Below are 26187 nucleotides of genomic sequence, written 5' to 3'. Positions count from 1 at the left end.
GCATCGGCATAGGCGACCATCCGGCCGCCCACTCGTTCACAGCACGGAGAGGAATTCACCGATGACCTTCAGGTCCTCAAGCTCGTCCTCGAGCACGATGTCCTTGTAGCCGAAGGCGTTGGTCTGGGGTTTTAGCACGATACGCTGGTTCACGAACTCACCGTACTCCTCGATCTTCTCGCTCTGATAGAGCTTGATCGTGAAGCTGCCACCATGGTCCGGGTCCTCGATGGCGCGATGCTGCACCACGACGACCTTGCCCTGCCGCGTGCCGCCGGGGTTGGCACGGAACAGGCACCAGGCGCCGTTGGGGATGCGCCGGTTCATCGACTCCCCCACTACCCGGCTGACGAACAGATCGGGGCTCGCACGCATGACGTCCGGCAGCTCGACCCAGTGCTCGGCGTCGGCGATCTGCATCTCGCTGAACTCACCGGCGGCGATGCTCAAGTCGTACACGGGCACATGGCGCTCGAACGGCGCGGCCTGATCACGCGTCACGATGGGAAGGTGCAAGCCATCCAGCGTCTCGGCCTCTTCAGCCAGATCGGTATGCTCGGTGGCTGCCTGTGAACGAGCGAAGGCCGCGAAGTACTCACGGGTCTCGGGGTCCGTGGCATAGACGTAACAACCCTTCTGGCCCCGCGTCATCAGCGTGCGATAGGTGTTCTTGATGATCTGGTCCGCCAGGGCACGGGCATGCTCTGGCTGCTCCTTGAGCAGTTTCTTGTAGCCATGCACCGAGCGGTCCTGCCCTGCCCGCTTGGCCGCGTCCGTCACCACGCGGCCGTCACGAATCACGAAGTCGTCCCCGATGATGACGCCGACGTAGTCGAATTCGAGCCCCTGACAGGTGTGGATGCAGCCGACCTGCTCTGCTGATCCATCGGCGATGGCCCACAGCATGCCGTCGTCATCGAGGTTCCACTGGGCCGCGAAGTCATGTTCGGGAAACACGATGTCCATGGCCTGCTTGTCCTTCTTGCTCGCCCAGGGCCAGCAGTAGCCCGCCACCATGCGTGCCTTGTTGGCCTTGCGGTTCTTATCGAGAATCGCCCGGCGCATGGCACTCGGGTCATCGAACACCTGGAAGTCGTAGTCGATGTCCTCCAGGTCGGTGTTGGCCGTGGTGCGAATCTGAAGGGCGTGATCGAGCCAGGCTAGATAGCCGTCTGAGCCGTTGCAGCGAAACTGCGACGCCAGCTCGAGCTCGTGAACATCGGCGCCGCACTCGGCCGCACGCCGCCGGATCTCCTCGACCGTACCGACGTCCTTCAGCGTTACGCGCTGCGCTTCATCGATGAAGAAGATCGAAAAGCGTGACGCGGCGATCACTTCCTTGATCTGGCTCTCCCCCAGGTTCTGATACATGCCGGACTTTTCGTTCAGCCGGTGCGCTTCATCGACGATCAGCGCATGGAAGGTATCCGGCTCGGCGTTGACGTAGCTGCCCGAGCCCTTGAACAGGTTGTCGATGTGCGTCTTCTTGCGCGTGCCGGTCAGCTTCTTCTTGAAGACCTCACGAGGGGCCGAGTTGCGCGAGACGTACTGTGTCATCATCTCGCGCTTCGTCAGCTCCACCAGCAGGTTGATGGCCACCACCGACTTGCCGGTACCCGGCCCGCCCTTGACGATCAGGCACTGCTTGTTGCCGCTGCCTGCGCGATGCGCAAGATCGATGGCGGTTTCATAAACCAGCTTCTGGTCGTCGATCATCAGGAACTCGGCGTTGCCCTGCATCATCGAGGACAGGGCATCCGCCAGGTTCTTGCTCGGCTTGATCACACCATGCTCGATGCGATACATGATGTTGTTGCTGTCGCCGTACTTGATGTGCTGGCTCAGAAACGCCGAGAGCTTCAAGGCATCCTGCGAGATGAAGACCGGGGCACGGCGCGTGTGGTGCTCGTAGAAGGGATCATTGATGGCGTTCCCCTGCTTCATGTTGTGCAAGTAGGCACAGGGCACCAGACGGATCGACTCGGAGCGTACTGTCTCGTTGTAGTCCTCGATTAGCGCGCCATAGGACCACGCCTGATACGACGGATGGTTGGTCTCGCGTACGCCGCCGCCCAGCTGGGTGCGAACGATGGCGTCCTTCTTCGTCACCTCGACGGACTGCCACTGTTTCAGTTCCACGATGACCGCCGCATCGTCCCGCTGGTGGTTCTTGCCGGTCAGGATGAAGTCCACGCGGCGATTGGTCAGCGGAATGTTGTACTCGATGGCCACTCCCGCCGATGCGGGAATGCCCTCGTCGAGCAGAACGCTCATCATGAAGCGCAGGGAGTTCTCCCACGACGCCACCTCGCTGCGCGGCGAGTTGCGGTTCAGCCTGCGTGCCACCTCGTTCTCGATGGCGTCGGTGATGACGTTGGCTCGTACATCGTCGATGAACTGCTGCTTGGTGGCGCTGTAGACCAACATACCCTCAAAACTCCCTTTTCAAACAGATAATTATGATTTTTCATAAGTGCATAAATTTGGTCATTATGCACGCTATTGTCTGCTATGACATCACCTGAAGCTCATGTGCCAGCCACAGTCGGTTCAAGGAGCCAACTGATCCATACTCGCTCAAGGCAGGCAACCGTACTGACATTTCCCTTACATGTAGGGTCCCGGATAAAAACTAAACCATAGGAGATATTCTCTGTTGTCAGTCAGGGTGCTTCTACAGAAATTCATCCGGGAGCAGGTTCATGGACATAAATCTGCATGAATAAGCAAGCAGCTCAGTTCTGGATTACTTCAGAAAGACAAATTTCTAGCTACTTCTCCAATTTCTCGTTGCAGCTCGTCTATTCTATTAACTAACCCTGGTACCCCGAGATGCTTTCCGTAGGCAGACTGGGAGCCATCAGCTAGCCACATTTTTAAAAGACCACCCATGCGGCCTAAATCACCATGAAGCTTTGCCAACCGTTCAAACACCTGTGCATCAACGGTACTTTTTGGAGCATAACCTAATCCTAATTCCCGCAAATAAGCAGGCACTTTAAAATCACACTTGGCTGCCGCCTGTGCAATCGCTTCTTTTTCATCAGGACTAACCCGGACCATGATATGCGCGGTTCTCTTTCTGGTTTCGTTACCCATGTCCTTTATCCTTTGCTAATGCGGCGGTAGCCGCTGGCTGCGACAGCAACACCCTCGGAGAGCAGGATGCGTCGAGCCGACAGGCGAGTAAGTTGTGGGTATTTGCTAGATCGACGCTTGCGGCGGTATAGCAAATACACATCCTGCCCGCCTCCCTCGCTGCAACACGGCTACAACGATGCTCACTATGTCCACATCGAAACGCATAATCAATGCATTGCATAACCCCTGCACCATGTTCCATTGGTCATGCATCAAAATATTCAAACTGAGTAGTCGCCACTGTTTTACTGCACCAAAACACACATCTCAGGAATCATAATACACACAAAATGCGGCAAACTTCGCCAAACTTCTCTTTAAACAAAGCCGCCCTTGACAACGACACAAAAACCAATCAAAAAAATGAATCCAGGCAAACCAACACCACATCACACCTGTAGCCCAGGAATAATCGACATGGACCTGATCGAAGGTTTAAAGAAGAGGAGAGAAGAGAAGTCCAAAACGCATGGACGGTATGCTTTTCTCAAACACAAGGAGGAAATTAAGGAAGCATTAGACAATGGATACAACGCCATAGACATCTGGGAGCACCTTCACAAAAAAGGTGAGATGCCAATTAAATACAATCAATTCACTGTTTACATTAGGAAGCTAATCGGGAGTAGTGAGTCATGAGAAAACTTGCCACCGCACTAACCTTCATATTTCTCACCGCTCAATCCAGTCCAGCTGTATCAGGAGGAGGCGGATTCACCGGAGCGACTGAACCTACTCAGCTTCTCAACAATGCGGAGCTAATTGATGTTGCCATCAGCGAGGCTGAAAATCTTGCATATACCATCCGCCAATATGAAATCATGTACGAAAATTTTCTCAGCCTCCCTGAGCATATCAAGCAACAGGCACTTTCCGATCTTCAAGATCTTGCTGACATCGTCGCCACCGGCCGAGCCATTGCCTACAGCTCAGGCCAGGTAGATGAAGACTACCAGCGAGAATATAGAGATTTCGACTATTACGCCCAAAACAACCAAGGGAGCCATGAGGACTATGCGGTCCGTTACAGGGAGTGGTCACAGACGAACCACGATAGCGTGCGGGGCGCTCTTCGAGCGGCTGGCCTGCAGGCCGCACAATTTTCGCGTGAGGACTCCGCATTAAGGGCGATTGAACAACAAATAGAAAGCGCTAGAGGCGAAAGGCAGTTACTGGAAGCCGGTGGTGCGATCGCCTCACTGCAAGTGGAGCAACTTCAGAAGCTTCGGCAACTTCAGATGGCGCAAATTCAGCTTCAGGCCTCGCATGTAGGCGGACAGGTAGATCGTCAGGCGGAAGACGACTCGGCCTGGCATCGCGCCACTGCGCCACGCGACAACGACCCCGATAGTCAACAGCCTATCCACGCCGGCGATCTATTTTGAGGAGTGAATGATGAGCTTCAATACCAAGACTCTGGTTGTCATTGCTGGCCTAGTAGCGAGCATCGCCACCGCCGCGGCTTTATGGAAATTCGACAAGGCCGAAGAAGATGCCGCTTGGGAGCGCGCCACTATACCGCGTGACAACGCCCCTTCCGCTCAAAGACCAATCACTGAAGATGACCTATTCGGCTCAGGAGATGGGAGTAACGAGCGATGAAACCTTGGTTGTATCTAGTCATTCCTGCTGCTCTGCTACTGCTCTGTGGGCCAGTTGCTGCCGCCGATGGGGACATAATCCGTGAGCTTCAGCAAGGATTCCGAGACTCAGTGGCACTGTGGTATGCCCCTTTGCAGCAAGTGGCGACCTGGTTGCTGCTCTCTCTTGCCGTAATTTCCTATACCTGGTCAGCAAGCCAGATGGTACTGCGAAATGCTGACTTGGGTGAATTCGTGGCGGAGTTCGTCCGGCTAGTGATCTTCACCGGATTCTTCCTGTTCCTGATACAAGGAGGTCAACAGTTGGCCGAGACCATGATCAGGGGCTGGATCTGGATAGGTGGCCAGGCTACCAGCACCAATCTGAGCCTGAGTGTTCCGGAGATCCTAGAGCGCGGGTTTACCCTTGGGGGCGATGTTATTTCGGCAGGCAGTGGCCTAAGCCGGATTGCTTACACCATCCTGGCGCTCCCCGTTGTGATCCTGTACACGCTGATTGCCGCCTATGCTTTCTTCGTGCTGGCTGAAATGTACGTGGTCACGGCAGCGGGGATCGTTCTTCTTGGTTTTGGCGGTTCGCAGTGGACGGTGGATTACGCCAAAAAGTACATCACCTACACCATCAGCATCGGTGCCAAGCTCTATATCATGTTCCTGGTTATCGGCGCAGGTGAACAATTCATTCACCAGTGGGCGGTAAATCAGGATCACGAGTCGTTCCGGGCCATTCTCGCCATTATCGGTGTGCTGTTGATGATGGCTATTCTGGTAAAGATGATTCCAGATGCGGTGCAGGGAATCATCAACGGGGCTTCTCTCGGTAGTGCAACGCCGTCAGTAGGTGGCATGGCAAGGGCTGCCGGGTCTGTAGCGGTAGGTGCTGCTGTAGGCGCTGCGGGCGGCGCTATGGCCGTGCGTGAAGCCTCCAAGCTGGCCGGTGAACAGCTCGGTGGCGGTGGAGCGCTCGCCTCGGCGGCAACTCCAGGTGGTGGGTCGCCCGGTGGCAGTTCCTTCCTGGGCGTTCCAGCTGGTGGTTCGCCAGGCGGTGGTAGCTCGCCAAGTGGTGGAACAGGGCCTCTTCCCATGCCGGGCACCGCCTCGTCATCGGGCGGTGCCGCTTTGGGTGCTGGGCGCATGGCTCACGCTGGACAGACCATGAAGAACCTGACAAAGGCAGCAGGTGAAACCATGGGTGGCAAGATCATGGGTGACTACAACGCCAGTCACGGCTCCTTCGGCGGTTCTATGGCGCAGAAGCTCCGGGCTGAACGGCTCGGTATGGCGGAAGGCGGCAGCGAGTCTTCCCATACGGCTGGCCAGCAGAGCAGCGGCCAGTCCGATGGCCTGAAGGGGACTATCCGTGGGGCACCGACTCCCAACGAAGACGACACGCATAATCAGACCCCCCAAGCTACGCATAATCGGACCCTCTCCGAGCCGGCAGCCAGCGCGGCTGTCGGCTCGGAGGTACCTTATCGATCACCCGCTGGGAGCCATAACGATGAACAATAAACGTCCGCAAGCCCCTCTCTGGTATCTCGCCGCATGGCTGGCAGTCGCATTGCTGCTGGTTGGGCTCGCGGTTAGCGGTTCCTGGGTGGCCTGGCTATCGTTGCCCGTGTGCTATCCCGTCATCATGAAAGCCATCTCATGGCGTCCAGGGCCTCAGGGTAAGCGCAGTCACATCGACGCCTGAACGCAACGAGTGAATCATTCCGTCATCGTGGGAGGGTACGCATAATCGGACCCCCCTACGCATAATCGGCCCCCCCCCCGCCTGTACGGGGGCTCTCTCTGCCGGGCGCTGCCCGGCGTTAAACGCCAAAATGGGAATATGCTCGCCTTTGCGTCGGAATCAGACCGGCTCCAACCCGCCAATAATAATAAGAATAATAATATTATTATTATGGTTACTGGCGCGATTTCCCATGCCGCATTGCTGTCAGCTGGATAAAACAAGTAGCGGGATTATGCACAGGCCGGGGTGCGCCCTTCCTTATTTGGCGTTCAACCATCGGCCGTAGGCCGAACGAAAAAGCCTGAAGGCTTTTTCGCCAAAGGTGTAACCACCCGCATCCAGCGGGTGGTTACACCGCCTGGATATCCTGGATATCCTGAATATCCTGCTGAAAACCCGAAAATTCGGGCCGCTGTGGCACGCTTTCGGGCCGGTGTGACACGCTATCGGGCCGCTGTGGCATGCTATCGGGCCGGTGTGACACGCCTTACCCTACTCGTGGCATCTATCTCGATGCCGATTTCGGTCAACCCGCCGGCATCCTCTTTTACTCTCCGCCGATAGTTGCGCACCTTCATGCTGCTCACAGCAATACCGCATACGGCCCGAATCAGCGTGTCCAGGTACCAGCCGCCCACTGGATCGTTTTTGTGGGTGAGTACATGCCGAGCAACCGCCTGGCTTATGCCATACTGCAACCTGGCAATCGGTGCCGGCGGGTAGTACAGGGACAAGTCTCTCTCCATCAGCATGACCAGGGCGATGCCCAGCCGGACACGCCACAAATGCCGCTCACCGCCCGTGAGGGGGTCGCGGCGGGTCATGGATGACGGAATAACGTGATCGATCAGACCCCCGATGATGCTGTCACCACTCTGCTCCAGCTCTGGCGTCACGATTTCTACCGTGGCAGCTCGCAAATCTCTGAGCAGCTTCTTGATGCGATCGTGGCTGTACTGGCGATCTGATAGTGTCCGGCGCAGTTTGGCCGGATCAACCAGCAGCTCGACGCCACCATCTGAGATTTCGCGCCGCCGTTCGGCAACATAGAGTAAGGACTCCACGATATCGGCGTGACGTTGCCCAAGCCTGCCGGTGACTCGGCATCGACCAAAGTCGGTTTCCATCCACTGTCCCGCTCGTTCCTGGGGACGCTGGCTAGGCTGATAGATCATTACTCTGGCCTGCAATACCGTGCTGGTCGGGGCAACGCGGTTACCAGTCATCATCGCCGCCCCTTGCTACGGCCTTGAGATTCGTAGGCGCGGGACGTTTTTGCCGCTCAAGTACAGCAGGTTTGAGGATGCCGCCTTCATGCCGCCTGAACCAACGCTCCTGGAAAGGCGCGCCATAGTTCGCCTTGCTGACGCCATAGCGAACGAAGTACCCACGCTGACCTCCATCAACGCCCCATTCATTGGCCTCGGCTTGGGTCATACCGGACAGATAAGATTGCCACCGGATATTATCGACCAGCACCGATGAACCACGGCTAGCCTGCTGCTGGTCACCGGTGCCCATCATTGCTGCGCCCTTATTGGAATGATGCAAAAACACGATGGAACAGCCAGTATCGGCGGCTATTGCCTCCATGCGGCCAATGACCTGGGCCATGGGACCGCTGGCGTTCTCATCCTCGATATGGAAACGGCGCAGGGTATCCAAGACCATCAGACGCCGTCCCTCAGCCGCCCGCTTGAGGCCATCGAACCAGTCAAAAGCCATGATGTTGGGACATTTTCCGATCAGTGGCTCGATCAGCAGGTGATCAGCCACAGTCTGCCTCTGCGCGGATGTAAGCTGCGCACCAAGGGCATGTAACCGGTGATGGATAGCCGCGGGTGGATCTTCGGCGGGCAAATAGATTACCTGCCCCGTGGGCAACTCACCCACTTCCAGCAGATCAGGACCGCCGGCAATCTGTGCACTCAGCTGAAGAATTAGCATGGATTTACCGGCTCCACCAGGCGATACAAGTGCACCTACGGTTCCTGCAACCATGTTAGGAAGGACGTAATCAACCGGCGGTGGCGGCTCAGTGAAGGCCTCAATGAGGTCAATGGCCATTTTTCACCCCCGATCACCGCAGAGCCGATCACTATTCAACAGCTCGGCTATCTGTGAAGCCCGGAAATAGACACGGCGGCCTATCTTCAGCTTTGCTTTATTGATCTCCTCCGTATAAGGCTGCCGTGACTGTAGAGCGATCCTTAGCCCATCGGGGCTTCGGTGCAGAAGGTCGGCCAGCTGAGGCATCGTCAAAAGCGGGCCATACTTGTTCAGAAGCGACTCTTCCAAGCTAAGCTTCGTATCTTTCATGTTACGCACCCCTTCTTTCGGTAGACATCCTCAGCCTAATGTGGGATCGTGCGCATGACAGATCTATTTTATGACAAAAAGGTTGATAGCTGTATGGCTACCTCCAGCTCGCCAATTCACAAGCCCTTAGCAGTCGAGGGTTGTTCCCCAGAAATGGCTGCTGCCATAGAGGCTTTTAGCGCTTCAATTACACCTTCCCATACTCTTCGCTCAAGGCGCTACAGCCTATTATCCTTGGTTGCCAAACACTTCGATGACGCGGCAAGTATATCAATCAGGCGCACGCTTCCTGGTTTTAACCAGGAAAAGTCCTTTTCACAGCATGTGAAGCACACTGGCTGCAATAATTTAATCAAGACGTTCAAGCTGCTTTCTCGACAAGCCGGACTGACCCCAAAGGATCAAGCCGACATCGACTGCTTGATGGAGGTTCTCTTCTTTATTAAGAGTCGTACACCATCCGAGTCCATAGCGGCTGAAATAAACCTTATCGAAAATCCTTTCTGCGAACTTTGTTGGCGTTTCACCATTGCTTATGACCGCTATTCAAATGGCGAAGAAGCCGAGATGAGGAACGCAAGGTATTGCGAATTTCATAATCAAAGTTCCAACCCCTCCGCCTATCGTAATGACCACCGATACCGGAAAGATTTCGAGGAGTGGCTTATCGCACTGGGTGGAGAGAAGGAGCTTAATTTATCATCCGATCTAAAACATCAGGAAGCCATACGCAAGAAGGCTTACGCACTCGCACATGCCAAGCTCACCGAAAGAAGAGTCAAGATACTCAAGCTTTATGCGGCTGGTTTTTCGCAGAAAAAAATAGCAGACCAGCTTGGCATTTCTCCCCAGGCTGTCTCTAAATCACTATTTAAGCTTCGAGGGTACTTTACAACTTGGGGAGGGGTCGCCTTGGAGGAGGCTGCCAAGGCACCAAAGCCAAAGTAGAAATTCTCTACCGGACACTTCCCCCTGAGAGTAAAGCCATTTATTCGCCTGCATCTCGGGATTAAGACTTTGGCCGCATAATGTCATGTTATGGATACATAGCCTGAATTCGCTTTTCAGCTATGGGATGCCCCGCCAGAATGCCCGAACACCAACACACAACAAATGGGTATCGTATGAGCAATATTGACTGGATGATGATAGCCCTGTACTTCGTGCTGATGATCGGCATCGGGGTATACAGTGCTGTCAGGGTCAAGAACAGCGAGGATTTCGCTGTCGCGGGCAACAAGATCATCTGGCCCGTCCTGTTTGCCACGCTCTCGGCCTCCTTCCTGGGCGGTGGCTCCAGCCTAGGCCGGGCCGGACAGACCTTCAACGACGGTTACGTCTTCCTCTTCGCCGCCTCCGGCTTTGCTATCCAGACCTTCCTGTCAGGCTGGTTAATTGCCCCGCGGCTAAAGCGCTATCCCGGCGCCCAGACCCTGGGCGATATCATGGAAGCGCATTACGGCGGTAGCGCCCGGCTGATCAGTGCGATCTTCTCGCTGATCTTCTGCGTCGGCATTCTGGGCGCCCAGGCACTGGCCATTGGCACCATCTTTCAGGCCATCCTCGGCATCAGCATCACCACCGGCATTCTGCTCGGCATGGTCATCGTCATGTTGTACTCGGTGGCCGGCGGCATGTGGGCGGTCATCCAGACCGACGTGGTGCAGTTCCTGCTGCTTGGCGTCTTCCTGCCAGTCACCCTGATCCTGGGGCTGCAGCAAATCGGCGGTCCTGCCGAGCTCGCCGCGGCCCTGCCAGATGGCCACTTCAGTGTCATGGGCAGCTACGAAATCACCACCTTCGTGACCATCTTCATCGCCTTCATGCTGGGCGAGGCGCTGGTGCAACCCTATGCCCAGCGTGCCTTCTGTGCCCCGAACCCGAAGCACGCCCAGAAAGGCTACATGCTCTCTGGACTGTTCGGAATGATGTTCTTCACCGTGACAGCAACGCTGGGACTCGTGGCCGTCGTCATGTTCCCGGACATCGCCCCGGATCAGGCCTTGCCCACGCTGGTCAAGAACATCTTGCCTGTGGGTATCACGGGCCTGGTGCTGGCGGCGCTGCTGGCCGTGGTCATGTCGACCGCAGACTCCTACCTGAACTCGACGGCCGTGGTTTTCGTCCGCGACATCTACTCTCAGCACATCAACCGTGAGGCGACATCGAAGCAGCACCTGAAGATCGAGCGCTGGGTCAGCCTGCTGGTGGGCGTGGCGGCCACGCTGTTCGCCCTCACAGCCACCTCTATCGTGGATGCGCTGCTCATGAGCTATGCGCTGTGGGCACCCACCATGATCATTCCGCTGGTCGGCGCCGTGCTTTTCGACGTAATGAGCAAGCGCGCTGCACTTTCCGCCATCCTCCTCGGGGGCGCCACCACGGCCCTGTGGAACTGGGGTCCATTCCCGCTGCAGGAACTGACCGGGCTGACGCCGCTGCTCGCTGGCGTGTTCTTGAACCTGACCGTCTTCGTCCTGCTGGCCATCACCGATAAGCAGAGCACCAGCATTCACACCGTCCTGGAGGGCAAGTCATGAGTCTCTATTCCGCCGCCATCTATGGAGTGAGTGCTCTTTGCATCGTCACGTCGCTCTACATCGGCGTGGTCAGCCTGAAATTTTACATCGACGACGCCAAGAACTTGAAATGAACAGGAGCGATGGAGGAGCCAGGCTCCTCCATCGCTCTTTCAGGATGCCGAAGACATGGATTATCCAATCATTGTGGTAGGAGCGGGGGTCGTGGGCCTCAACACCGCGATCGCCCTCGCCAAGAAGGGCCACGATACATGCCTGGTGGACACCGGCGTGCCGGGTGCCGGTACGTCGTTCGGCAATGCCGGTATCATCGCCAACTATGCTGTCATGCCGCTGATCACTCCGAGCCTAAGGAAGAGCCTCGTGCCGATGGCGCTCGACCGCGACAGCCCGCTGTCCATTCAGTCGAGCTACGCGCTCACACTGGCGAAGTTCGGACGCTACTTCCTGCGTGCCACGCGGCAGCGCGAGTGGGAGGTGAGCGGCTATTCAATGGGCTCGCTGATGAAGGATGCCTGGCGCTGCTGGGGGGAGGTGCTCGAGGCCTCGGGTAGCCGTTCCCTGGTGAAGTCCTCGGGGGTCGTCGTTGCCTTCGAGAAGCCGGCATCGTTCCAGGAGTTCCTCGACATTGAGGTGCAGTACAAGCAGGCCTTCGACATTCCCTACATGATCCTCGAGGGCGATGAGGTGAGGGAAAAGGTCGGGGGCCTATGCAACTTGAACAGCGGCGGGGTCCTCTATCCCGATGCCCGTTTTGCCATAGATCCCTACGCTCTCAGTCGCCACCTGTTCGAGTACTACCTGTCCATTGGCGGCCAGTTCGAGGAGGCCCGCGTCGAGGCAGTCCGGGCCAAGGAGAAAGGCTATTCCCTCGTGCTGGAGAATGGCGAACGCACGGCGCAGCAGGTGGTACTGGCGACTGGCACCGCCACCCGGCCCCTGCTGAAGCGTCTCGGCATCGACCTGCCCATCGCCTCAGAGCGCGGCTATCATGCCATCGTGGATGAGCCAATCGAGATGGCGCGACCGGTCGGTCTCGCCAACCATGGGGTATTCGCCACGCCTATGCAGGATGGCGTTCGCATCGCTGGCTTGTCGGAGTTCGCACGGCATGACGCCGCAGCGAGCCGGCGGCGCATCGAGCAGCTCGATCGCATCGCTCGCCACCACTTCGGCGCGGGTATACGCGATCCTTGGGTCGGCTCGCGCACGACCACCCCAGACGGCGTCCCCTATGTCGGCGGGCTGCGCGCCCATCCGGGGCTCTGGGTCAACACGGGACACGGCCACCTGGGCCTGACCCTCGCCGCAGTCACCGCCCGGGCGCTTGCCGACGAGATGGAATCTGGCTTTAATGCCCTAAATCCTTTCTCGCCCCATCGGCACCTCTAGCCCCCGAGCCATGTTGAACCCACGGCAGCTATCCCTGTTCCAGTCGATCGCGCTCACCGGCAGCATCAGTGCGGCGGCACGGCAGTTGGGCATCTCGCAACCGGCCGCGAGCAACATGCTGGGCCGGCTGGAAGAGGCCGTCGGCCTCGTGCTCTTCAAGCGCCTGCAGGGGCAATTGGAGATCACGCCGGAAGGCTCCGCGCTGCTGGTGGAAGCTACGCATGCTCTGGACGTGCTGAAGAACCTGGAAACCCGTGTCGAGCAGATCGTCAGGCTCGAGCACGGGACCCTCACCGTCGGGGCGCTGGGCTGGGTATCGATGGGCATCCTGCCCTTCGTCGTTGCGGACTTCATGCGGGCGCACCCCGGTATCAAGGTCTCGCTTCAGACCCATGCCTCGACGAAGGTCGTCGACGCCGTTATCGCCGGCCATTTCGATATTGGCGTGGTCGAGACACCCTCGCCGACCCCGTCGCTGAGGATCTCCCCCTTCCATGTCGACCTGGTCGCCGTGTTGCCGGAGGAAAGCGACCTGATGGACGAGGATACCCTGACACCACAGCAACTGAGCGGCGTGCCACTCGTCACGCTGGACCGCGGACATGCGACCACACAACGCCTGGTGCAGACCTTCAACCTGGTGGGGGCAGAGTGCAATATCGTGGCCGAATCACACCTCTTCTCGCCTGCCTTGATCATGTGCCAGGAGGGCGTGGGTATCGCCATCGTGGCCGAGCACACCGCTAAACAGCATCATGTCGAATCTCACAGGATCAAGAAACTCTCCCCGCCGATCCCTTTCCCGGTGTCAGTGATCACCGCCAAGTACCGTCCGCGCTCCAGGGTGTCTCATGCCTTTGAAGACCTTCTTATGAGGCACATAGGCGCTTTATCCCAGTGAAAATATCGAGAGCCTCTCCTCATCAATAAGTACTAACCCTCTGCACCGAACCATTTGATCCAGCTAGAAGCTTTGCAGTCGGTCTAACTTCGACACAAGATCCTCAGCCCTCAGATGCGTATACCGCCTCAGCATCTGCATGGACTTGTGACCACTGATCGCGGCGACCTCCTGATCGGATAGACCCGCCTCAACTAGACGGCTGACGGCCTCATGGCGTAGATCGTGGAAGCGGAAGTCGTCGAGTCCGGCCTGCTTCTTCGCCTGGTTCCAGAGCTTGGTATAGGCGTAAGGACCGCGCTTGCCGTCCCTGCCAGGCTCACCAAAGAACACCAGATCACAGTCGAGCGGGCGCACTGGGTTATTCAGCGCTTGCTTGAATACCTCGGTAGCGGCCTGGGTCAGCGGCACCAGGCGAGCTTCGTTGTTTTTGGTGTCCGTGAGGCGCACCACGCGGCGTTTCACATCGACCTGGGAGCGAGTGAGGGTCAGGATCTCCGACGAGCGCATGCCCGTCTCCAGGGCGATTCTGGCGATCCAGGCCAGCATGGGGTTGCTGTGTTGCCGCAGCACGGCGAATAGCCGCTTCTCCTCGTCAGCGCTCAGGCGCCGGTCGCGCCCTTCCCCCGGGCTGGGCTTGCGGATGTTCTGGACAGGGTTGTAGGTCAGGCCGAGGCCCCATTCCTGGATGGCCACGGTGTAGAGATGGCCAAGCAGAGCGAGTTCCAGGCGCACGGTATTGCCGCTGATGGGCTGACCACGATGGCCGATGCTGTTCAGGCGGGTGTCACGGAAGTTGGCGATAAGCTCCGGCGTTAGGGCCGCTAGGGAATACTTGCCCAAGTGCTCAATCAGCGTGTTGGCCTTGTGGCGTTCGCTCTTCTGGGTGCTGGGCTTCTTGGTAGGGGTAACGTCGGCAAGATAGCGCTTGAGGGCGGCTTCAAGCGTCATGCGCTCCGAGGCACTGCGCTGGATATAGACGCCACGAACCATTTCATCTTCGGTGCGGCGTGCCCAGTCCTGAGCATCACGCTTGGTGCGGAAGGTCTTGGCGGTGGTGGGCCAGCCAGTCTTGCGGATAACCGCTTTCCAGCTACCAGAGGGGGTCTTGACGATGGTGGCCATGAAAGTCTCCAGGGGGCTGAAGGATCGGCACTGTACCGAAACTGTACCCTTGGACTATGGGACTCACCAGAGACGATTCGTAAGTTGCTGATTTCATTGGTGGGCCCAGCTGGACTCGAACCAGCGACCAAGGGATTATGAGTCCCCTGCTCTAACCAACTGAGCTATAGGCCCATCGCGGGAGGGGCGCTTGGCAGCGCGGGCGTATGATAGCGAATGCTGATTAGCGAGGCCAGCCCGGAGCGGGATGCGGGCCGGTTTCGTGGGGTGGCAGCACTTTCCGCGCTCCCGCGGGTCTGTGCTGGACGCGCCGATGGCGCCACCATCCGCGTCACCGTCGCCGAGCGCCTGGTACTCGATGGCCAGGCGCTGATGGCCAAACCGACCCTGCGCGGGGTGCTGTTGATGCTCGGCTACGAGCAGATCGGCGACGAGGTGCCGGTGAGCCTGGATGCCCTGCTGATCGACCGTTAGTCAGCCCCCTGGGACTCACCGACCTTTTCGACAGCGCCTTGCGGCCTTCGCCTTACTCCAGGTGCAGGATGGAGTACGGCGCTTCGCAGGCGTGGCGTTCGTCGCGCTCGTCGATGCTGCCCAGGGCATAGTCGCGGTCGTTGTCGTAGGCGACGAAGAGGCGCTCGCGGTCGAGCACCGCCAGGCCCTCGGCCTTGTGCTCGAACTCCAGGGGCAAGCCCACCGGGGTGGTGACCAGGCGCGGGGGCTCGCCGGTGCGAAAGGCCTCCAGGCCGATCTCCCAGAGGTAGCCGCCGATATGCGCCTCGCCGCCCCGCTCGACCTCGAAGCTGGTCAGCAGGTAGAGGCGCGCATGGTAGGGGTCATACTCCAGGCTGGAGAGGCCGCATTCGAAGCGCACGCCCTGGTGTTCGTGGGGCGTGAAGGCGTAGTGGTCGCGCAGTTCGTCGATAAACTCGAGGTTGCCGCCGTCGGTGAGTTGGTAGTGGGCGCCGATGATGCGGCTGACATAGTGGAAGTCGTCGTGGGCCGTGCCCTGCTCGCGCACGCCGAACAGCAGCAGGCCATCGCCATGCTCGCCGGGCACCGCGGCGAGCCCCTCGATCTTGTAGTAGGGAAAGCCGATGGCCGCGTCCAGCTTGCGCCGCAACTCCAGCGAGCCTTCGACCCCGTCACGCGGGTCGGGGTCCACCACCTGGGCATCGTCGGGCCGGCCCAGGGGCCAGATCAGCAGGTGATTGTAGTCGTTGAGGGCGTGACTCTCGTCATCGATGCGATCGAAGCCGGTGGTGGCCAGCACATGGCGACCATCGGTGGTCAGGGCCAGGTCCTCGTACTTGATCGCCTGCTTGAGCAAGGGGGCGGTGAAGTAGTCCAGCCGGCCGTCATCGGGTCCCTCTGGACGCAGGGGCAGGGCGAAGATGGCGGAGCGCGACTCGCCGGGGATCGGCTTGTCGCTGGCCATCACCAAGCGCTCGCCGTCGTAGAGCACCGCGGAAATCTCGGCATTGACGAGCCGCCCCCGGTCGTCGCGCAGGCCGGCGGGAAAGCAGTGAATGGTACCTTGCTGAACGATACGGGCATGGGCCATGGAAGACTCCGCATTGGTGGCTGGCACGCCTAGCCTAGTACAGCCAGCGACCGTGAAGCGACCGGGCCAGGCGCCTTGGCGCGCCCTCCTGATGACGTCCGGCACCGCCATAACAAAAATCAAATAAGAATACCTATCATTGAGTTTTTGCTTGAGATTGGTATTCTTCGACAGCTTACGAATTCGTCTCCGGGACACAGGGTCCCGGCCCCGTCGACAGGATCCCCCATGACGATGCTCTCCAATCCCCTCGAGACCACCACCCTCACCTGGTCGCTGGAGTACTGAGGTCGCCATGCCCAGTCCCCTGGAGGCGCTCTACGCCGGCTCCATGGCCGCCCTGGTGTCACCGGGGCTGGGCGAGCCGCCGCCCTCCGCCCTGGCCGCTCGGGAGCTGCTCGAGCCCGGGCACCTGGCGGCCCGGCTGGATCACTTCTCCCACCAATACGACCGGGGCGACCGGCGCGCGGTGGCCTCGCTCTGGTCGAAGTGGCATCTCAGCGCGGTGATCTCGGCGGGGCTGGCCGCCAACTTGCTGCTGGAGCGCGACCTGCCCCTGGGGCTCGACGAGCTGCACCTGGAGCTCGCCCCCGAGGGTCAGACCCGGCGCCTGTGGCTGGCCCATGACGGTAGCCCCCTGGCCACCCAGGATCCCTTCGAGCGCTTTTCGACGCTGATCGATGCTCACCTCACGCCGCTGATCGCCACCCTGGCCGCCCACTCCGGCGCCTCCCCCAAGGTGTTCTGGAGCAACGCCGGCAACTACTTCGAGTACTTCGCCGAGGCCCTGGAGGCGCACCCCATGGCCAGCCCCGGGGCGGCCGAGCCGGCCCGGGAGCTGCTGGCGGCCCGCCAGCTGCCGGACGGGCGCCGCAACCCGCTCTATCAGCCGGTGCGCTACCTGGCCGACGCCGCCGACGGCGAGCCCGAGCGGCGCCGCCGCCTGTGCTGCATCCGCTACCTGATCCCCGAGCTCGGCTACTGCGGCAACTGCCCGCTGGAGCGCGGCAACGCGCGCCGCTAAGCGGAGGAGGACGAGGCCATGACGACGACCCGCCGCCATACCGTCGCGGATTTTCTCGGCTACGGTCGCCGCTACCGCATCGACTACCGATTCCCGGCGGCGCCCCGCCAGCCGGAACGCGCCGCCCGGTTGCCCATCGCCCAGGGGCGGGTGGAGACCCTCGCCCTGACGGCGGGGGCCGAGCTGGTGCTCTCCGACCTGGAGGTGGTTCAGCCCTATGCGTCCCGCTCCCGGGGCCAGGCGGCGCTGCTGATCGTGGTGGTGATGGAGGGCCGGGTGCGCCTGGGCACCCTGGAGGCGGAGCGCTGGCTGACCGCCGGGGAGGCCTTTACCCTGCGCCTCGACGAGCGGCAGATCCTCAGCGCCCACCAGCCCGCCAGCCAGCGCCTGCGCACCCTGAGCCTGGCCCTGGACGAGGCGGCCATGCACCAGTGGTGCGGCGAGGCCCTGCCGACCCAGGCACCCCGCGCCTGGTCGCTGCCCAACGCCCTGAGCCTGACCCTGGAGCAGGGCTATCGCTGCGAGCTGACCGGCCAGCCCCGGCGGCTGCTGTTCCAGGGGCTGGCGCTGCAGCTGCTGGCCCGGGGCCTGGCGCCCCCCGTCCGGGACACGCCCCAGGCGACGGCCCCCACGGCCTCGCCCGGCCGGCGTCTGGAGGCGGTGCGCCGCTGGCTCGAGGAGGCCCCGGAAGAGGAGCATCGCCTGGAGGCCCTGGCGGCGCGCGCCGCCATGAGCCCCAGCACATTGGTGCGCCGCTTCAAGGCCGCCTACGGCTGCTCGCCCATCGACTACCTGCGCCGCCGGCGCCTGGCCCGGGCCCGGGAGCTGCTGCTCGGCGGGCATAGCGTCCAGCAGGCCGCCCACCTGAGCGGCTACCGCCATGCCAGCAATTTCATCACCGCCTTCCGCCGCGTCTATGGCGTGTCGCCGGGCAGCCTGGCGAGTTCCCGCCACTGGGACAGGCTGACGCCCACCCATAACCGCTTGCATGGGGCGCATAACTCACCGGGGTAAAAAAGTGGAACAATTCTCACTTTCAAAGCAACCAGCCCGAGAGTGATCCATGCCCCCTCTGCATCGCCTGACGCTCGCCGTCGCCCTGGCCTCCGCCCCGCTGTCCACGCCGCTGCTCGCCGATGAGCCTCAGCAGGCCCTGGAGACCCTGACGGTCACCGCCAGCGCCGCCACCAAGACCGAGACGCCCTTTATCGAGACGCCCCAGGCGATCTCGCTGGTCGAACGGGAGGAGTGGGAAACCCGCGGCGCCGAGAGCGTCCAGCGCGCCGCCGACTATACCCCCGGCGTCTTCACCAACCAGATCGGCGCCTCCAACCGCTACGACTACCTGGTGCTGCGTGGCTTCGCCGACGGCAGCATCAACAACACCTTCCTCGACGGCCTCAAGGTGATGAGCGACGGCGGCTCCTTCAGCTCTCTGGTGATCGATCCCTGGTTTTTGGAGCGCTTCGAGGTGGTCAAGGGCCCCGCCTCGGTGCTCTATGGCCGCGCCTCCCCCGGCGGCCTGGTGGCCCAGACCAGCCGCCGCCCGGAATTCGAGTCCGGCGGCGAGCTGCGCCTGCGCCTGGGCAACAACGCCCAGCGCGGCGCCGTCTTCGACGTCACCGGCCCGCTGGACGCCGAGCGCCGCCTGGCCTTCCGCCTCACCGGCCTGGCGGATGCCGCCGACACCCAGTTCGGCCCGGTGGAGGAGGAACGCTATGCCTTCGCCCCACAGCTCACCTGGGACATCGGTGATGCCACCAGCCTGACCCTGCACGCCTACCTGCACCGCGACCCGGAGGGCGGCTCCCATTCCGGCCTGCCCTTCGAGGGCACGGTGGTGGACCGCAACGGCCGGCGCATCTCCAACAACTTCTTCGAGGGCGAGGAGGCCTTCGAGAAGTTCGAGCGCGACCAGACCCTGGTCGGCTACGAGTTCGAGCATCGCTTCAGCGACGCCCTGAGCGCCCGCCAGCGGCTGCGCCACACCGAGACCGAGGTGGAACTGGCCCAGGTCTACGCCTTCGGATGGGCCTCGCCCACCGAGCTCAACCGCTACTTCTCCGGCGGCGACGAGTCCCTCGATGCCCTGACCGTGGATAACCAGCTGGAGGCGCGCCTGGCCACCGGCGGCGTGGATCACACCCTGCTGCTGGGCCTGGACTACCAGCAGCGCGACAACGAGGTGCTCTGGACCTCGGCCATGTTCCCGCCCATCGACGCCTTCGATCCCCAGTACGGCGCCGGCCCCAGCATGATGTTCCCCGAGACGCGCCAGCACCGCGAGCTGGAGCAGACCGGCCTCTACCTGCAGGATCAGCTGACCTTCGGCAACTGGCACGCCAACCTCGGCCTGCGCCACGACTGGGTGGATATCAGCAACACCGATCCGCTGAGCGGCACGGCGAGCGAGCTGGATGACACCCAGGTCAGCGGTCGCGCCGGCCTGCTCTATGCGTTCGACAACGGCCTGGCGCCCTACGCCAGCTACTCCACCTCCTTCAGCCCCAACAGCACCACCGACCAGGACGGCGACCTGCTGGCCCCCACCGAGGGCGAACAAGTCGAGCTGGGACTGAAGTACCAGCCCCCGGGCACCCGCGACCGCTACAGCCTCGCGCTGTTCGATATCACCCAGGAGAACGTCTCCGCCAAGCTGCCCAACGAGACCTTCTATCGCGCCACCGGCGAGATCCGGTCCCGGGGCGTCGAGCTGGAGGCGCATCACCAGCTGACCGAGGCCCTCTCGGTGCAGGCCGCCTACGGCTACACCGACGTCACCCTGGAGCAGACCGGCGACGCCAACGAGGGCAACCACGACAACCAGGTGCCGCGTCACCAGCTGGCGGTCTGGGGCAACTACGCCGTCCAGTCCGGCGCCCTGGCCGGCCTGGACGCGGGGCTCGGCGTGCGCTATCACGCCGATATCCACGCCGACGACGCCAACACCGAGATGGTCCCGGACTACACCCTGGTCGACGCCACCCTGGGCTATGACCTGAGCCGCCTGGGCCTCGACGGCATGACCGCGCGCCTCAACGTCGGCAACCTGCTGGATGAGGAGTACGTGGCCTCCTGCTACGACCTGAACTTCTGCTACTTCGGCGCCGAGCGCAGCGTTACCGCGACCCTCGACTACCGCTTCTGAGTCGTGCCTGGCACACAAAACGGCGGCCCGAGGGCCGCCGTTATGCGTTTCGTGGGAAGCCCGCCGATGGCGTCAGAACACCGAGAGGGCATCCGCCTCGGCGCTGCCGGTCTGCACCCGCCACTGGGCGGCGTAGCGCCCCTCGGCGGCCAGCAGCTCGGCGTGGCTGCCCTGCTCCACCACCCGGCCGGCCTCGATCACGGCGATTCGATCGGCATGGACGATGGTCGAGAGGCGGTGGGCGATCATGATCACGGTGCGCCCGTGGGCGATCTTGCGCAGGGAGCGCTGGATGGCCGCCTCGGTCTCGTTGTCCACGGCACTGGTGGCCTCGTCCAGCACCAGGATCGGCGGGTCCTTGAGCAGCGCCCGGGCCAGCGACAGGCGCTGGCGCTGGCCGCCGGAGAGGCGCACGCCGCGCTCGCCCACCGGGGTGTCGAGCCCCCGGGGCAGGGTCCGGATAAACTCCCAGGCCTCGGCGACCTTGGCCGCCTCGATGATCTCGTCCTCCGCGGCGTCCGGCCTGCCGTAGGCGATATTGTCGCGAATCGAGCCCTCGAACAGGTAGACGTCCTGGCTGACCAGGCCGATGGCGCCGCGCAGGGAGGCCAGGCTCAGCGCCTCGATGGGCCGGTCGTCGATCAGCACCCGGCCGGCGGCGGGGTCGTAGAAGCGCAGCAGCAGCTTGATCAGGGTCGACTTGCCGGAACCGGTGGCCCCCACCAGCGCCAGGGTGTGCCCCGCCGGCACCGCCAGGTCGATGCCCTCCACGCCCACCTCGCTGTTGGCGTAGCGGAAGCTCACCCCCTCGAAGCGCACCGCGCCGCGTACCGGCGTCGGCAGCGCCGCCTCGCCGCTGTCCTTGACGGTGATCGGCACCGCCAGCAGGTCGAGGATGCGCCGGGTGCTGGCCATGGCCCGCTCGAAGAGGTCGATCACCTGGGCCAGGCCGGTCAGCGGCCACAGCAGGCGCTGGGTGAGGAACACCAGCACCCCGTAGGCGCCCACGTTGAGGTCGCCGCGCAGGGCCATCATGCCGCCCACGGTAAAAGTGGCCAGGAAGCCGGTGAGGATCGCCATGCGGATCACCGGAATAAAGGCCGAGCTGAGGCGGATGGCGCGGCGGTTGGCCTCCACATAGGCCTCGCTGGCCTGGCGCAGCCGCTCGGCCTCCCGGGCCTCGCTGGTGAAGCTCTTGATGGTGGCGATGCCCGCCAGGTTGTTGCTCAGGCGGCTGGCCAGGTCGCCCACCTTCTCGCGCACCTCGGCGTAGCGGGGCCCCGCCTTGCGCTGGAAGAAGAAGGCGCCCCAGATGATCAGCGGGATCGGCGTGAAGGCGAGCAGGGCGATCAGCGGCGAGAGCACGAAGAACACCGCGCCCACCGCCACCACGGTGACCCCCACCTGGATCATGGCGTTGGCGCCGCCATCCAGGAAGCGCTCCAGCTGGTTGACGTCGTCGTTCATGGTGGCGACGAGCTGCCCCGAGCTCTGCGACTCGAAGTAGGCCATGTCCAGGCGCTGGGCGTGCTCGTAGGCGTCCTGGCGCAGGTCGGCCTGCAGCCGCTGGGCCAGGTTGCGCCAGAGGATCTGGAAGAGGTACTCGAAGAGCGACTCGCCGGCCCAGATCACGAAGGTCAGCACCCCGAGCATCATGATCTGCTCCTGGGGGGTCTCGAAGCCGAGGCGCGCCACGAAACTGCGCTCCTGGTTGACCACCACGTCGATGGCCACCCCGATCAGGATCTCCGGGGCGATATCGAAGAGCTTGTTGATAATGGAGCAGGCGGTGGCCGCGACGATGCGACGGCGATAGCCCCGGGCATAGCGCAACAGGCGCCCCAGGGCATGCAAACTGGAGGTGTGGGACATGACGACTTCCTTTCTCGATAGCCCGCCAAGGGTAGAGGATTTCCCCCGGCGACACCACGCCAACATGATTGATAAAGCTTCTTGTTTGGCTTAACCTTCGCAACCGATATTGACTCGCCCCGCCGGGAGAATCGCCATGTTCGAGACCCGCGCCGCCACCTTCGAGGTGGACGGCAAGCGCCTGCTCCAGCCCACCGAGCTGTGCCTCGAGGAGGGGAAGGTGCATGGCCTGATCGGCCATAACGGCTCCGGCAAGTCGACCCTGCTCAAGCTGCTGGCCCGCCAGCAGCCGGCGAGCGGCGGCGAGGTGCGCCTCGACGGCCGGCCCCTCGCCGCCTGGGGTCAGCGCGAGTTCGCCCGCCGGGTCGCCTACCTGCCCCAGCACCTGCCCACCACCGACAGCCTCACCGGGCGCGAGCTGGTGGCCTTCGGCCGCTACCCCTGGCACGGCCTGCTGGGCCGCCACGGTGCCGAGGACGAGGCCGCCATCGAGCGCGCCCTGGCGCTGACCCATACCGAGCGCTTCGCCGACCGCCTGGTGGACACCCTCTCCGGCGGCGAGCGCCAGCGCCTCTGGCTGGCCATGCTGCTGGCCCAGGGCAGCGGCTTCCTGCTCCTCGACGAGCCCCTGGCGGCCCTGGATATCGCCCACCAGGTGGAGGTGCTGGCGCTGATCCGCCGCCTCTGCGGCGAGCTGGGCCTGGGGGTGATCATCGTCCTCCACGACATCAACCTGGCGGCCCGCTACTGCGACCGCCTGGTGGCCCTGCACGGCGGCCGCCTGCTGGCCGAAGGCGAGCCCGCCGCGCTGATGAACGACGCCACCCTGGAGGCGATCTACGGCCTGCCGCTGCGGGTGGTACCCCACCCCAGCGGGGCCCACCCCATGGCGGTGGTGCCCTAGGTCATGCGCCGAGTCCGCCACCTGGCGCGCCTGGTCGTCCTGACCCTGCTGCTCGCCACACCCTTCGCCCCCGCGCTCGCTCGAGAGGCAGGCGACTCGCCCCGCCTGGCCAGCCTCGACTGGACCCTGGCCGAGACCCTGGTGGCCCTGGGGCATCCGCCCATCGCCCTGGGCCAGGTACCGGCCTATCACGCCTGGGTGGGCGAGCCGGCGCTGCCCGACTCGGTGATCGACCTGGGTCTGCGCAGCCAGCCCAACCTGGAGCGGCTGGCCGCCCTGGCCCCGGAGCGCATCCTGATCTCGCCGATGTTCGCCAACCTGAGGCCGCGCCTCGAGCGCATCGCCCCGGTCAGCGAACTGACCCTCTACGCCCCCGGCGAGGCCACCTGGCCGCAGCTGCTGGCCCTGACCCGGGAACTGGCGGCGCGGGTCGAGGATCCCGCCGCCGGCGAGGCGCTGATCGAGGCCAGCGAGGCGCGCCTGGCCGAGCTGCGCGAGCGCCTGCCCGAGACCAATGAACCGCTGCTGATCGTGCAATTCATGGATGCCCGCCATGTGCGGGTATTCGGCGCCAATGGCCTCTACCAGGCGGTGCTGGAGCGCCTGGGGCTGGAGAACGCCTGGACGCGCCCCACCAATGCCTGGGGCTTCAGCCTGGCGAGCCTGGAGGCGCTGGCCGCCCTCGAGGCGCGCCTGGTGGTGGTGGAGCCCTACCCCCGGGGCGTCGAGGCGCGGCTCGCCGACAGCGGCCTCTGGCAGCACCAGTCAAGCGTTAGCGCCGAGCGGGTGATCACCCTGCCGCCGGTGTGGAGCTTCGGCGCCCTGCCCTCGGCGGTGAGGTTCGCCGAGCTCCTGGTCAGTGCCCTGGAGGCCCAACCATGACCCCCTCTTCGACCCTCGTTCATCGCGCCACTGGTGCTCGCCTGGTTCCCTGGCTGGGACTGGCCCTGCTCGGCCTGCTGATGCTGGGCCTGGCCCTGGTGACCGTCGCCGAGCGAGGCGGCGCCGCCGCGGCCTGGCGGGCGCTGTTCGCGGTCACGCCAAACGATACCGCCAGCCTGGTGCTGCACTACGCCTGGTGGCCGCGCCTGGCCATGGCGCTGCTGGCCGGCGGCGGCCTGGCCCTGGCCGGGGTGCTGATGCAACAGGTGCTGCGCAATCCCCTGGCCGCCCCCACCACCCTGGGGGTGGCCAGCGGCGCCAACCTGGCGCTGATGGCCGCCTCGCTGATGGCCCCAGGCCTACTGGTGCTGGGCCGGGAATGGGTGGCCCTGGCCGGTGGCGCCCTGGCCATGGGGCTAGTCATGGCCCTGGCCTGGCGCCGCCGCCTGGCGCCGCTGGTGGTGGTGCTGGCGGGCCTGGTGGTCAACCTCTACGTCGGCGCCCTGGCCCTGGTGCTGCTGCTCTTCCACCAGGAGGAGCTCAAGGGACTGCTGATCTGGGGCGCCGGCGCCCTGGCCCAGGACGGCTGGGGCGATGCCGCCTTCCTGGCCCCGCGCCTGGCCCTGGGCCTGCTGGCCGCCCTGGCGCTGCTGCGCCCACTGCGCCTGCTGGAGCTGGACGACGCCAGCGCCACCAGCCTGGGGGTCTCCCTCAAGCACCTGCGCCTGGCCGCCCTGGGACTGGCCATCTTCCTCACCGCCAGCGTGGTCAGCGTGGTGGGCATCGTCGGCTTTATCGGCCTGGCGGCGCCCAACCTGGTGCGCCTGGCCGGGGTCCGCGGCCTGGCCGCCCGGCTGCTGGCCGCCACCCTGCTCGGCGCCCTGCTGCTGGCCACCACCGACTTGCTGCTGCAGGGCGCCGGGCCCTGGCTACCGACCCTGATTCCCACCGGCGCCGCCACCGCCGCCCTCGGCGCGCCCCTGCTGCTGTGGCTGATCCCGCGACTGCGCCTCGGCGACAACGCCCCGCCCACGGCCGCGCCGGGCCTCGGCCCCCGCCATCCCGCCCCGGCGCGGCTGGCCGGCGGGCTCGCCCTGGCGCTGGGCATCGCCCTGGTGGTCGCCCTGTGCTGGGGCCAGGGCGCCCAGGGCTGGCAGTGGCTGACCCGCTGGGACGTGCTGGAGTGGCGCCTGCCGCGGCTGGCAGCGGCCGCCGCCAGCGGCGTGCTGCTGGCCCTGGCCGGCACCCTGCTGCAACGGCTGACCGCCAATCCCATGGCCAGCCCCGAGCTGCTGGGCATCAGTGGCGGTAGCGCCATGGCGCTGATGGCGGCGATCTTCCTGCTGCCGGCGCCGGGCAACCTGGCCCTGGTGGCGGCGGGCACCCTGGGGGCCCTGGCCAGCCTGGCGGTGCTGGTGGGCATCAACCGCCGTAGCGGCCTGCGCCCGGAGCGGCTGCTGCTCACCGGGGTGGCCATCACCGCCCTCTTCGATGCGGTGCGCGCCATGGTGCTGGCCGGCGGCGACCCCCGCGGCCAGCTGATCCTGGCCTGGCTCTCCGGCTCCACCTATTACGTCGATGCGGGCAGCGCCCTGGTGGTATCGCTCCTGGCCCTGCTCCTCGGCCTGGCGACCCTGCCCTTCGCCCGCTGGCTGGATATCCTGCCGCTGGGTGCGGCCAGCAGCCAGGCCCTGGGCATCCGCCTCAACCGGGCTCGGCTGGCGCTGCTGCTGCTGGTGGCGCTGCTCACCGCCTGCGCCACCCTGGTGGTAGGGCCGCTCTCCTTCGTCGGCCTGCTGGCCCCGCACCTGGCGCGCCTGCTGGGCTTCGCCCGGGCCCGCGGCCAGCTCGTCGGCGCCGCCCTGCTGGGCGCCCTGCTGATGGTGCTGGCGGACTGGCTGGGTCGCCAGCTGCTGTTCCCCGACGAGATCCCCGCCGGCATCGTCGCCTCGCTGATCGGCGGCAGCTACTTTATCTGGCGACTGCGCCGGCTCTAGGCCGCCTTCCCCCTCGCCCCGCCCCATCGTCTGGAATCG

At 63.3% G+C, this 26187-nt stretch carries 22 protein-coding genes and 1 tRNA gene; 15 read left to right on the top strand and 8 right to left on the bottom strand.

The genetic code is table 11. The features are described from left to right. Nucleotides 1–36: 36 nt before the first annotated feature. Together NFU04_RS06250 and NFU04_RS06245 are read right to left on the bottom strand one after the other, a co-directional pair. The gene (locus NFU04_RS06250) at nt 37–2427 is read right to left on the bottom strand and encodes a DNA/RNA helicase domain-containing protein (RefSeq protein ID WP_251308660.1); all 2391 of its coding nucleotides are present in this window, start codon (nt 2425–2427) and stop codon (nt 37–39) included. A 324-nt stretch (nt 2428–2751) separates the two neighbouring features. Then, entirely contained in the window at nt 2752–3099 is a 348-nt protein-coding gene (locus tag NFU04_RS06245; protein ID WP_251308659.1) for a plasmid mobilization protein, read from the bottom strand. Between the two features lie 459 nt (nt 3100–3558). On the opposite strand from NFU04_RS06245, the gene NFU04_RS06240 reads away from it, so the two are divergent. Genes NFU04_RS06240 through trbL form a run of 4 tightly spaced genes read left to right on the top strand, consistent with a single transcriptional unit; the run spans nt 3559 to nt 6254 of the window. Continuing rightward, on the top strand, nt 3559–3780 hold the full coding sequence (locus tag NFU04_RS06240; protein ID WP_251308658.1) for a TraK family protein: 222 nt from the start codon (nt 3559–3561) through the stop codon (nt 3778–3780). After that, entirely contained in the window at nt 3777–4526 is a 750-nt protein-coding gene (trbJ, locus tag NFU04_RS06235; protein ID WP_251308657.1) for a P-type conjugative transfer protein TrbJ, read from the top strand. The genes NFU04_RS06240 and trbJ overlap by 4 nt, the downstream gene beginning before the upstream one ends. Nucleotides 4527–4533: 7 nt before the next feature. Further along, nucleotides 4534–4743 carry a hypothetical protein gene (locus NFU04_RS06230; protein ID WP_251308656.1) on the top strand — a complete coding sequence of 70 codons (210 nt, stop codon included), beginning with the start codon at nt 4534–4536 and terminating at the stop codon, nt 4741–4743. Further along, on the top strand, nt 4740–6254 hold the full coding sequence (gene trbL / locus NFU04_RS06225; protein ID WP_285835125.1) for a P-type conjugative transfer protein TrbL: 1515 nt from the start codon (nt 4740–4742) through the stop codon (nt 6252–6254). Before NFU04_RS06230 ends, trbL begins: the two co-directional genes overlap by 4 nt. Before the next feature lie 690 nt (nt 6255–6944). Here the strand turns inward: trbL and NFU04_RS06220 are convergent. Then, nucleotides 6945–7607 (bottom strand): ABC transporter ATPase, encoded by a 663-nt coding sequence (locus tag NFU04_RS06220; RefSeq protein ID WP_251308654.1) that lies wholly within the window; start codon nt 7605–7607, stop codon nt 6945–6947. Nucleotides 7608–7695: 88 nt separating this feature from the next. Continuing rightward, the gene (locus NFU04_RS06215) at nt 7696–8547 is read right to left on the bottom strand and encodes a helicase RepA family protein (protein ID WP_251308653.1); all 852 of its coding nucleotides are present in this window, start codon (nt 8545–8547) and stop codon (nt 7696–7698) included. Between the two features lie 306 nt (nt 8548–8853). Between NFU04_RS06215 and NFU04_RS06210 the strand changes: the two genes are divergently transcribed. The 4 genes from NFU04_RS06210 to NFU04_RS06195 all read left to right on the top strand — a co-directional run bounded on the left by NFU04_RS06210 (nt 8854) and on the right by NFU04_RS06195 (nt 13632). Further along, nucleotides 8854–9747, top strand: coding sequence for a helix-turn-helix domain-containing protein (locus NFU04_RS06210; RefSeq protein WP_251308652.1), 894 nt, complete (start codon nt 8854–8856; stop codon nt 9745–9747). A gap of 176 nt (nt 9748–9923) precedes the next feature. Continuing rightward, nucleotides 9924–11339 carry a sodium:solute symporter family protein gene (locus NFU04_RS06205; RefSeq protein ID WP_251308651.1) on the top strand — a complete coding sequence of 472 codons (1416 nt, stop codon included), beginning with the start codon at nt 9924–9926 and terminating at the stop codon, nt 11337–11339. A 168-nt stretch (nt 11340–11507) separates the two neighbouring features. Beyond that, nucleotides 11508–12731: an NAD(P)/FAD-dependent oxidoreductase gene (locus NFU04_RS06200; protein ID WP_198057231.1), complete on the top strand. Its 1224-nt coding sequence runs from the start codon at nt 11508–11510 to the stop codon at nt 12729–12731. A gap of 10 nt (nt 12732–12741) precedes the next feature. Continuing rightward, nucleotides 12742–13632, top strand: coding sequence for a LysR family transcriptional regulator (locus NFU04_RS06195; protein ID WP_251308650.1), 891 nt, complete (start codon nt 12742–12744; stop codon nt 13630–13632). A 63-nt stretch (nt 13633–13695) separates the two neighbouring features. Here NFU04_RS06195 and NFU04_RS06190 read toward each other — a convergent pair whose 3' ends face one another. Then, the gene (locus tag NFU04_RS06190; protein ID WP_251308649.1) at nt 13696–14757 is read right to left on the bottom strand and encodes a tyrosine-type recombinase/integrase; all 1062 of its coding nucleotides are present in this window, start codon (nt 14755–14757) and stop codon (nt 13696–13698) included. 97 nt (nt 14758–14854) lie between these two features. Further along, nucleotides 14855–14931 (bottom strand) — tRNA-Ile (locus tag NFU04_RS06185). Between the two features lie 42 nt (nt 14932–14973). On the opposite strand from NFU04_RS06185, the gene NFU04_RS06180 reads away from it, so the two are divergent. Next, nucleotides 14974–15231: a hypothetical protein gene (locus tag NFU04_RS06180; protein WP_251308648.1), complete on the top strand. Its 258-nt coding sequence runs from the start codon at nt 14974–14976 to the stop codon at nt 15229–15231. A gap of 52 nt (nt 15232–15283) precedes the next feature. Here NFU04_RS06180 and NFU04_RS06175 read toward each other — a convergent pair whose 3' ends face one another. Then, on the bottom strand, nt 15284–16321 hold the full coding sequence (locus NFU04_RS06175) for a hypothetical protein (RefSeq protein WP_251308647.1): 1038 nt from the start codon (nt 16319–16321) through the stop codon (nt 15284–15286). 295 nt (nt 16322–16616) lie between these two features. On the opposite strand from NFU04_RS06175, the gene fhuF reads away from it, so the two are divergent. From fhuF to NFU04_RS06160, 3 genes are read left to right on the top strand one after another with little or no spacing between them, the layout of a single operon-like run. After that, the gene (gene fhuF / locus NFU04_RS06170) at nt 16617–17345 is read left to right on the top strand and encodes a siderophore-iron reductase FhuF (protein WP_251308646.1); all 729 of its coding nucleotides are present in this window, start codon (nt 16617–16619) and stop codon (nt 17343–17345) included. Nucleotides 17346–17363: 18 nt separating this feature from the next. Then, a complete protein-coding gene (locus tag NFU04_RS16360; protein ID WP_285835124.1) occupies nt 17364–18359 on the top strand; it encodes a helix-turn-helix domain-containing protein in 996 nt (331 codons plus the stop codon). Between the two features lie 49 nt (nt 18360–18408). Then, nucleotides 18409–20493, top strand: a complete 2085-nt coding sequence (locus tag NFU04_RS06160; RefSeq protein WP_251308645.1) for a TonB-dependent siderophore receptor — start codon at nt 18409–18411, stop codon at nt 20491–20493. A gap of 72 nt (nt 20494–20565) precedes the next feature. Here the strand turns inward: NFU04_RS06160 and NFU04_RS06155 are convergent, their stop codons facing one another. Then, the gene (locus NFU04_RS06155) at nt 20566–22365 is read right to left on the bottom strand and encodes an ABC transporter ATP-binding protein (protein WP_251308644.1); all 1800 of its coding nucleotides are present in this window, start codon (nt 22363–22365) and stop codon (nt 20566–20568) included. Nucleotides 22366–22501: 136 nt separating this feature from the next. Here NFU04_RS06155 and NFU04_RS06150 point away from each other — a divergent pair, with 136 nt between their 5' ends. The 3 genes from NFU04_RS06150 to fhuB all read left to right on the top strand — a co-directional run bounded on the left by NFU04_RS06150 (nt 22502) and on the right by fhuB (nt 26148). Continuing rightward, the gene (locus NFU04_RS06150; RefSeq protein ID WP_251308643.1) at nt 22502–23269 is read left to right on the top strand and encodes an ATP-binding cassette domain-containing protein; all 768 of its coding nucleotides are present in this window, start codon (nt 22502–22504) and stop codon (nt 23267–23269) included. 3 nt (nt 23270–23272) lie between these two features. After that, nucleotides 23273–24151, top strand: coding sequence for an ABC transporter substrate-binding protein (locus tag NFU04_RS06145; protein ID WP_251308642.1), 879 nt, complete (start codon nt 23273–23275; stop codon nt 24149–24151). Nucleotides 24152–24231: 80 nt separating this feature from the next. After that, nucleotides 24232–26148 (top strand): Fe(3+)-hydroxamate ABC transporter permease FhuB, encoded by a 1917-nt coding sequence (fhuB, locus tag NFU04_RS06140; protein ID WP_251308696.1) that lies wholly within the window; start codon nt 24232–24234, stop codon nt 26146–26148. The last annotated feature ends 39 nt before the right edge of the window (nt 26149–26187 follow it).

This window comes from Halomonas sp. NCCP-2165 (assembly GCF_023708045.1).
Taxonomy (GTDB): domain Bacteria; phylum Pseudomonadota; class Gammaproteobacteria; order Pseudomonadales; family Halomonadaceae; genus Bisbaumannia; species Bisbaumannia pacifica.
The sequence above is the reverse complement of the archived record's forward strand: the minus strand, read 5'-3'. Positions and strand labels throughout refer to the sequence as shown.

Coding starts and splice junctions, on each gene's coding strand:
- fhuF (WP_251308646.1), top strand. CDS start 16,617: ATGCCCAGTCCCCTGGAGGCGCTCTACGCCGGCTCCATGGCCGCCCTG.
- NFU04_RS06240 (WP_251308658.1), top strand. CDS start 3,559: ATGGACCTGATCGAAGGTTTAAAGAAGAGGAGAGAAGAGAAGTCCAAA.
- NFU04_RS16360 (WP_285835124.1), top strand. CDS start 17,364: ATGACGACGACCCGCCGCCATACCGTCGCGGATTTTCTCGGCTACGGT.
- NFU04_RS06155 (WP_251308644.1), bottom strand. CDS start 22,365: ATGTCCCACACCTCCAGTTTGCATGCCCTGGGGCGCCTGTTGCGCTAT.
- NFU04_RS06180 (WP_251308648.1), top strand. CDS start 14,974: ATGCTGATTAGCGAGGCCAGCCCGGAGCGGGATGCGGGCCGGTTTCGT.
- NFU04_RS06195 (WP_251308650.1), top strand. CDS start 12,742: ATGTTGAACCCACGGCAGCTATCCCTGTTCCAGTCGATCGCGCTCACC.
- NFU04_RS06220 (WP_251308654.1), bottom strand. CDS start 7,607: ATGGAAACCGACTTTGGTCGATGCCGAGTCACCGGCAGGCTTGGGCAA.
- trbL (WP_285835125.1), top strand. CDS start 4,740: ATGAAACCTTGGTTGTATCTAGTCATTCCTGCTGCTCTGCTACTGCTC.
- fhuB (WP_251308696.1), top strand. CDS start 24,232: ATGCTGGGCCTGGCCCTGGTGACCGTCGCCGAGCGAGGCGGCGCCGCC.
- trbJ (WP_251308657.1), top strand. CDS start 3,777: ATGAGAAAACTTGCCACCGCACTAACCTTCATATTTCTCACCGCTCAA.
- NFU04_RS06205 (WP_251308651.1), top strand. CDS start 9,924: ATGAGCAATATTGACTGGATGATGATAGCCCTGTACTTCGTGCTGATG.
- NFU04_RS06190 (WP_251308649.1), bottom strand. CDS start 14,757: ATGGCCACCATCGTCAAGACCCCCTCTGGTAGCTGGAAAGCGGTTATC.
- NFU04_RS06175 (WP_251308647.1), bottom strand. CDS start 16,321: ATGGCCCATGCCCGTATCGTTCAGCAAGGTACCATTCACTGCTTTCCC.
- NFU04_RS06245 (WP_251308659.1), bottom strand. CDS start 3,099: ATGGGTAACGAAACCAGAAAGAGAACCGCGCATATCATGGTCCGGGTT.
- NFU04_RS06215 (WP_251308653.1), bottom strand. CDS start 8,547: ATGGCCATTGACCTCATTGAGGCCTTCACTGAGCCGCCACCGCCGGTT.
- NFU04_RS06230 (WP_251308656.1), top strand. CDS start 4,534: ATGATGAGCTTCAATACCAAGACTCTGGTTGTCATTGCTGGCCTAGTA.
- NFU04_RS06160 (WP_251308645.1), top strand. CDS start 18,409: ATGCCCCCTCTGCATCGCCTGACGCTCGCCGTCGCCCTGGCCTCCGCC.
- NFU04_RS06200 (WP_198057231.1), top strand. CDS start 11,508: ATGGATTATCCAATCATTGTGGTAGGAGCGGGGGTCGTGGGCCTCAAC.
- NFU04_RS06145 (WP_251308642.1), top strand. CDS start 23,273: ATGCGCCGAGTCCGCCACCTGGCGCGCCTGGTCGTCCTGACCCTGCTG.
- NFU04_RS06210 (WP_251308652.1), top strand. CDS start 8,854: ATGACAGATCTATTTTATGACAAAAAGGTTGATAGCTGTATGGCTACC.
- NFU04_RS06250 (WP_251308660.1), bottom strand. CDS start 2,427: ATGTTGGTCTACAGCGCCACCAAGCAGCAGTTCATCGACGATGTACGA.
- NFU04_RS06150 (WP_251308643.1), top strand. CDS start 22,502: ATGTTCGAGACCCGCGCCGCCACCTTCGAGGTGGACGGCAAGCGCCTG.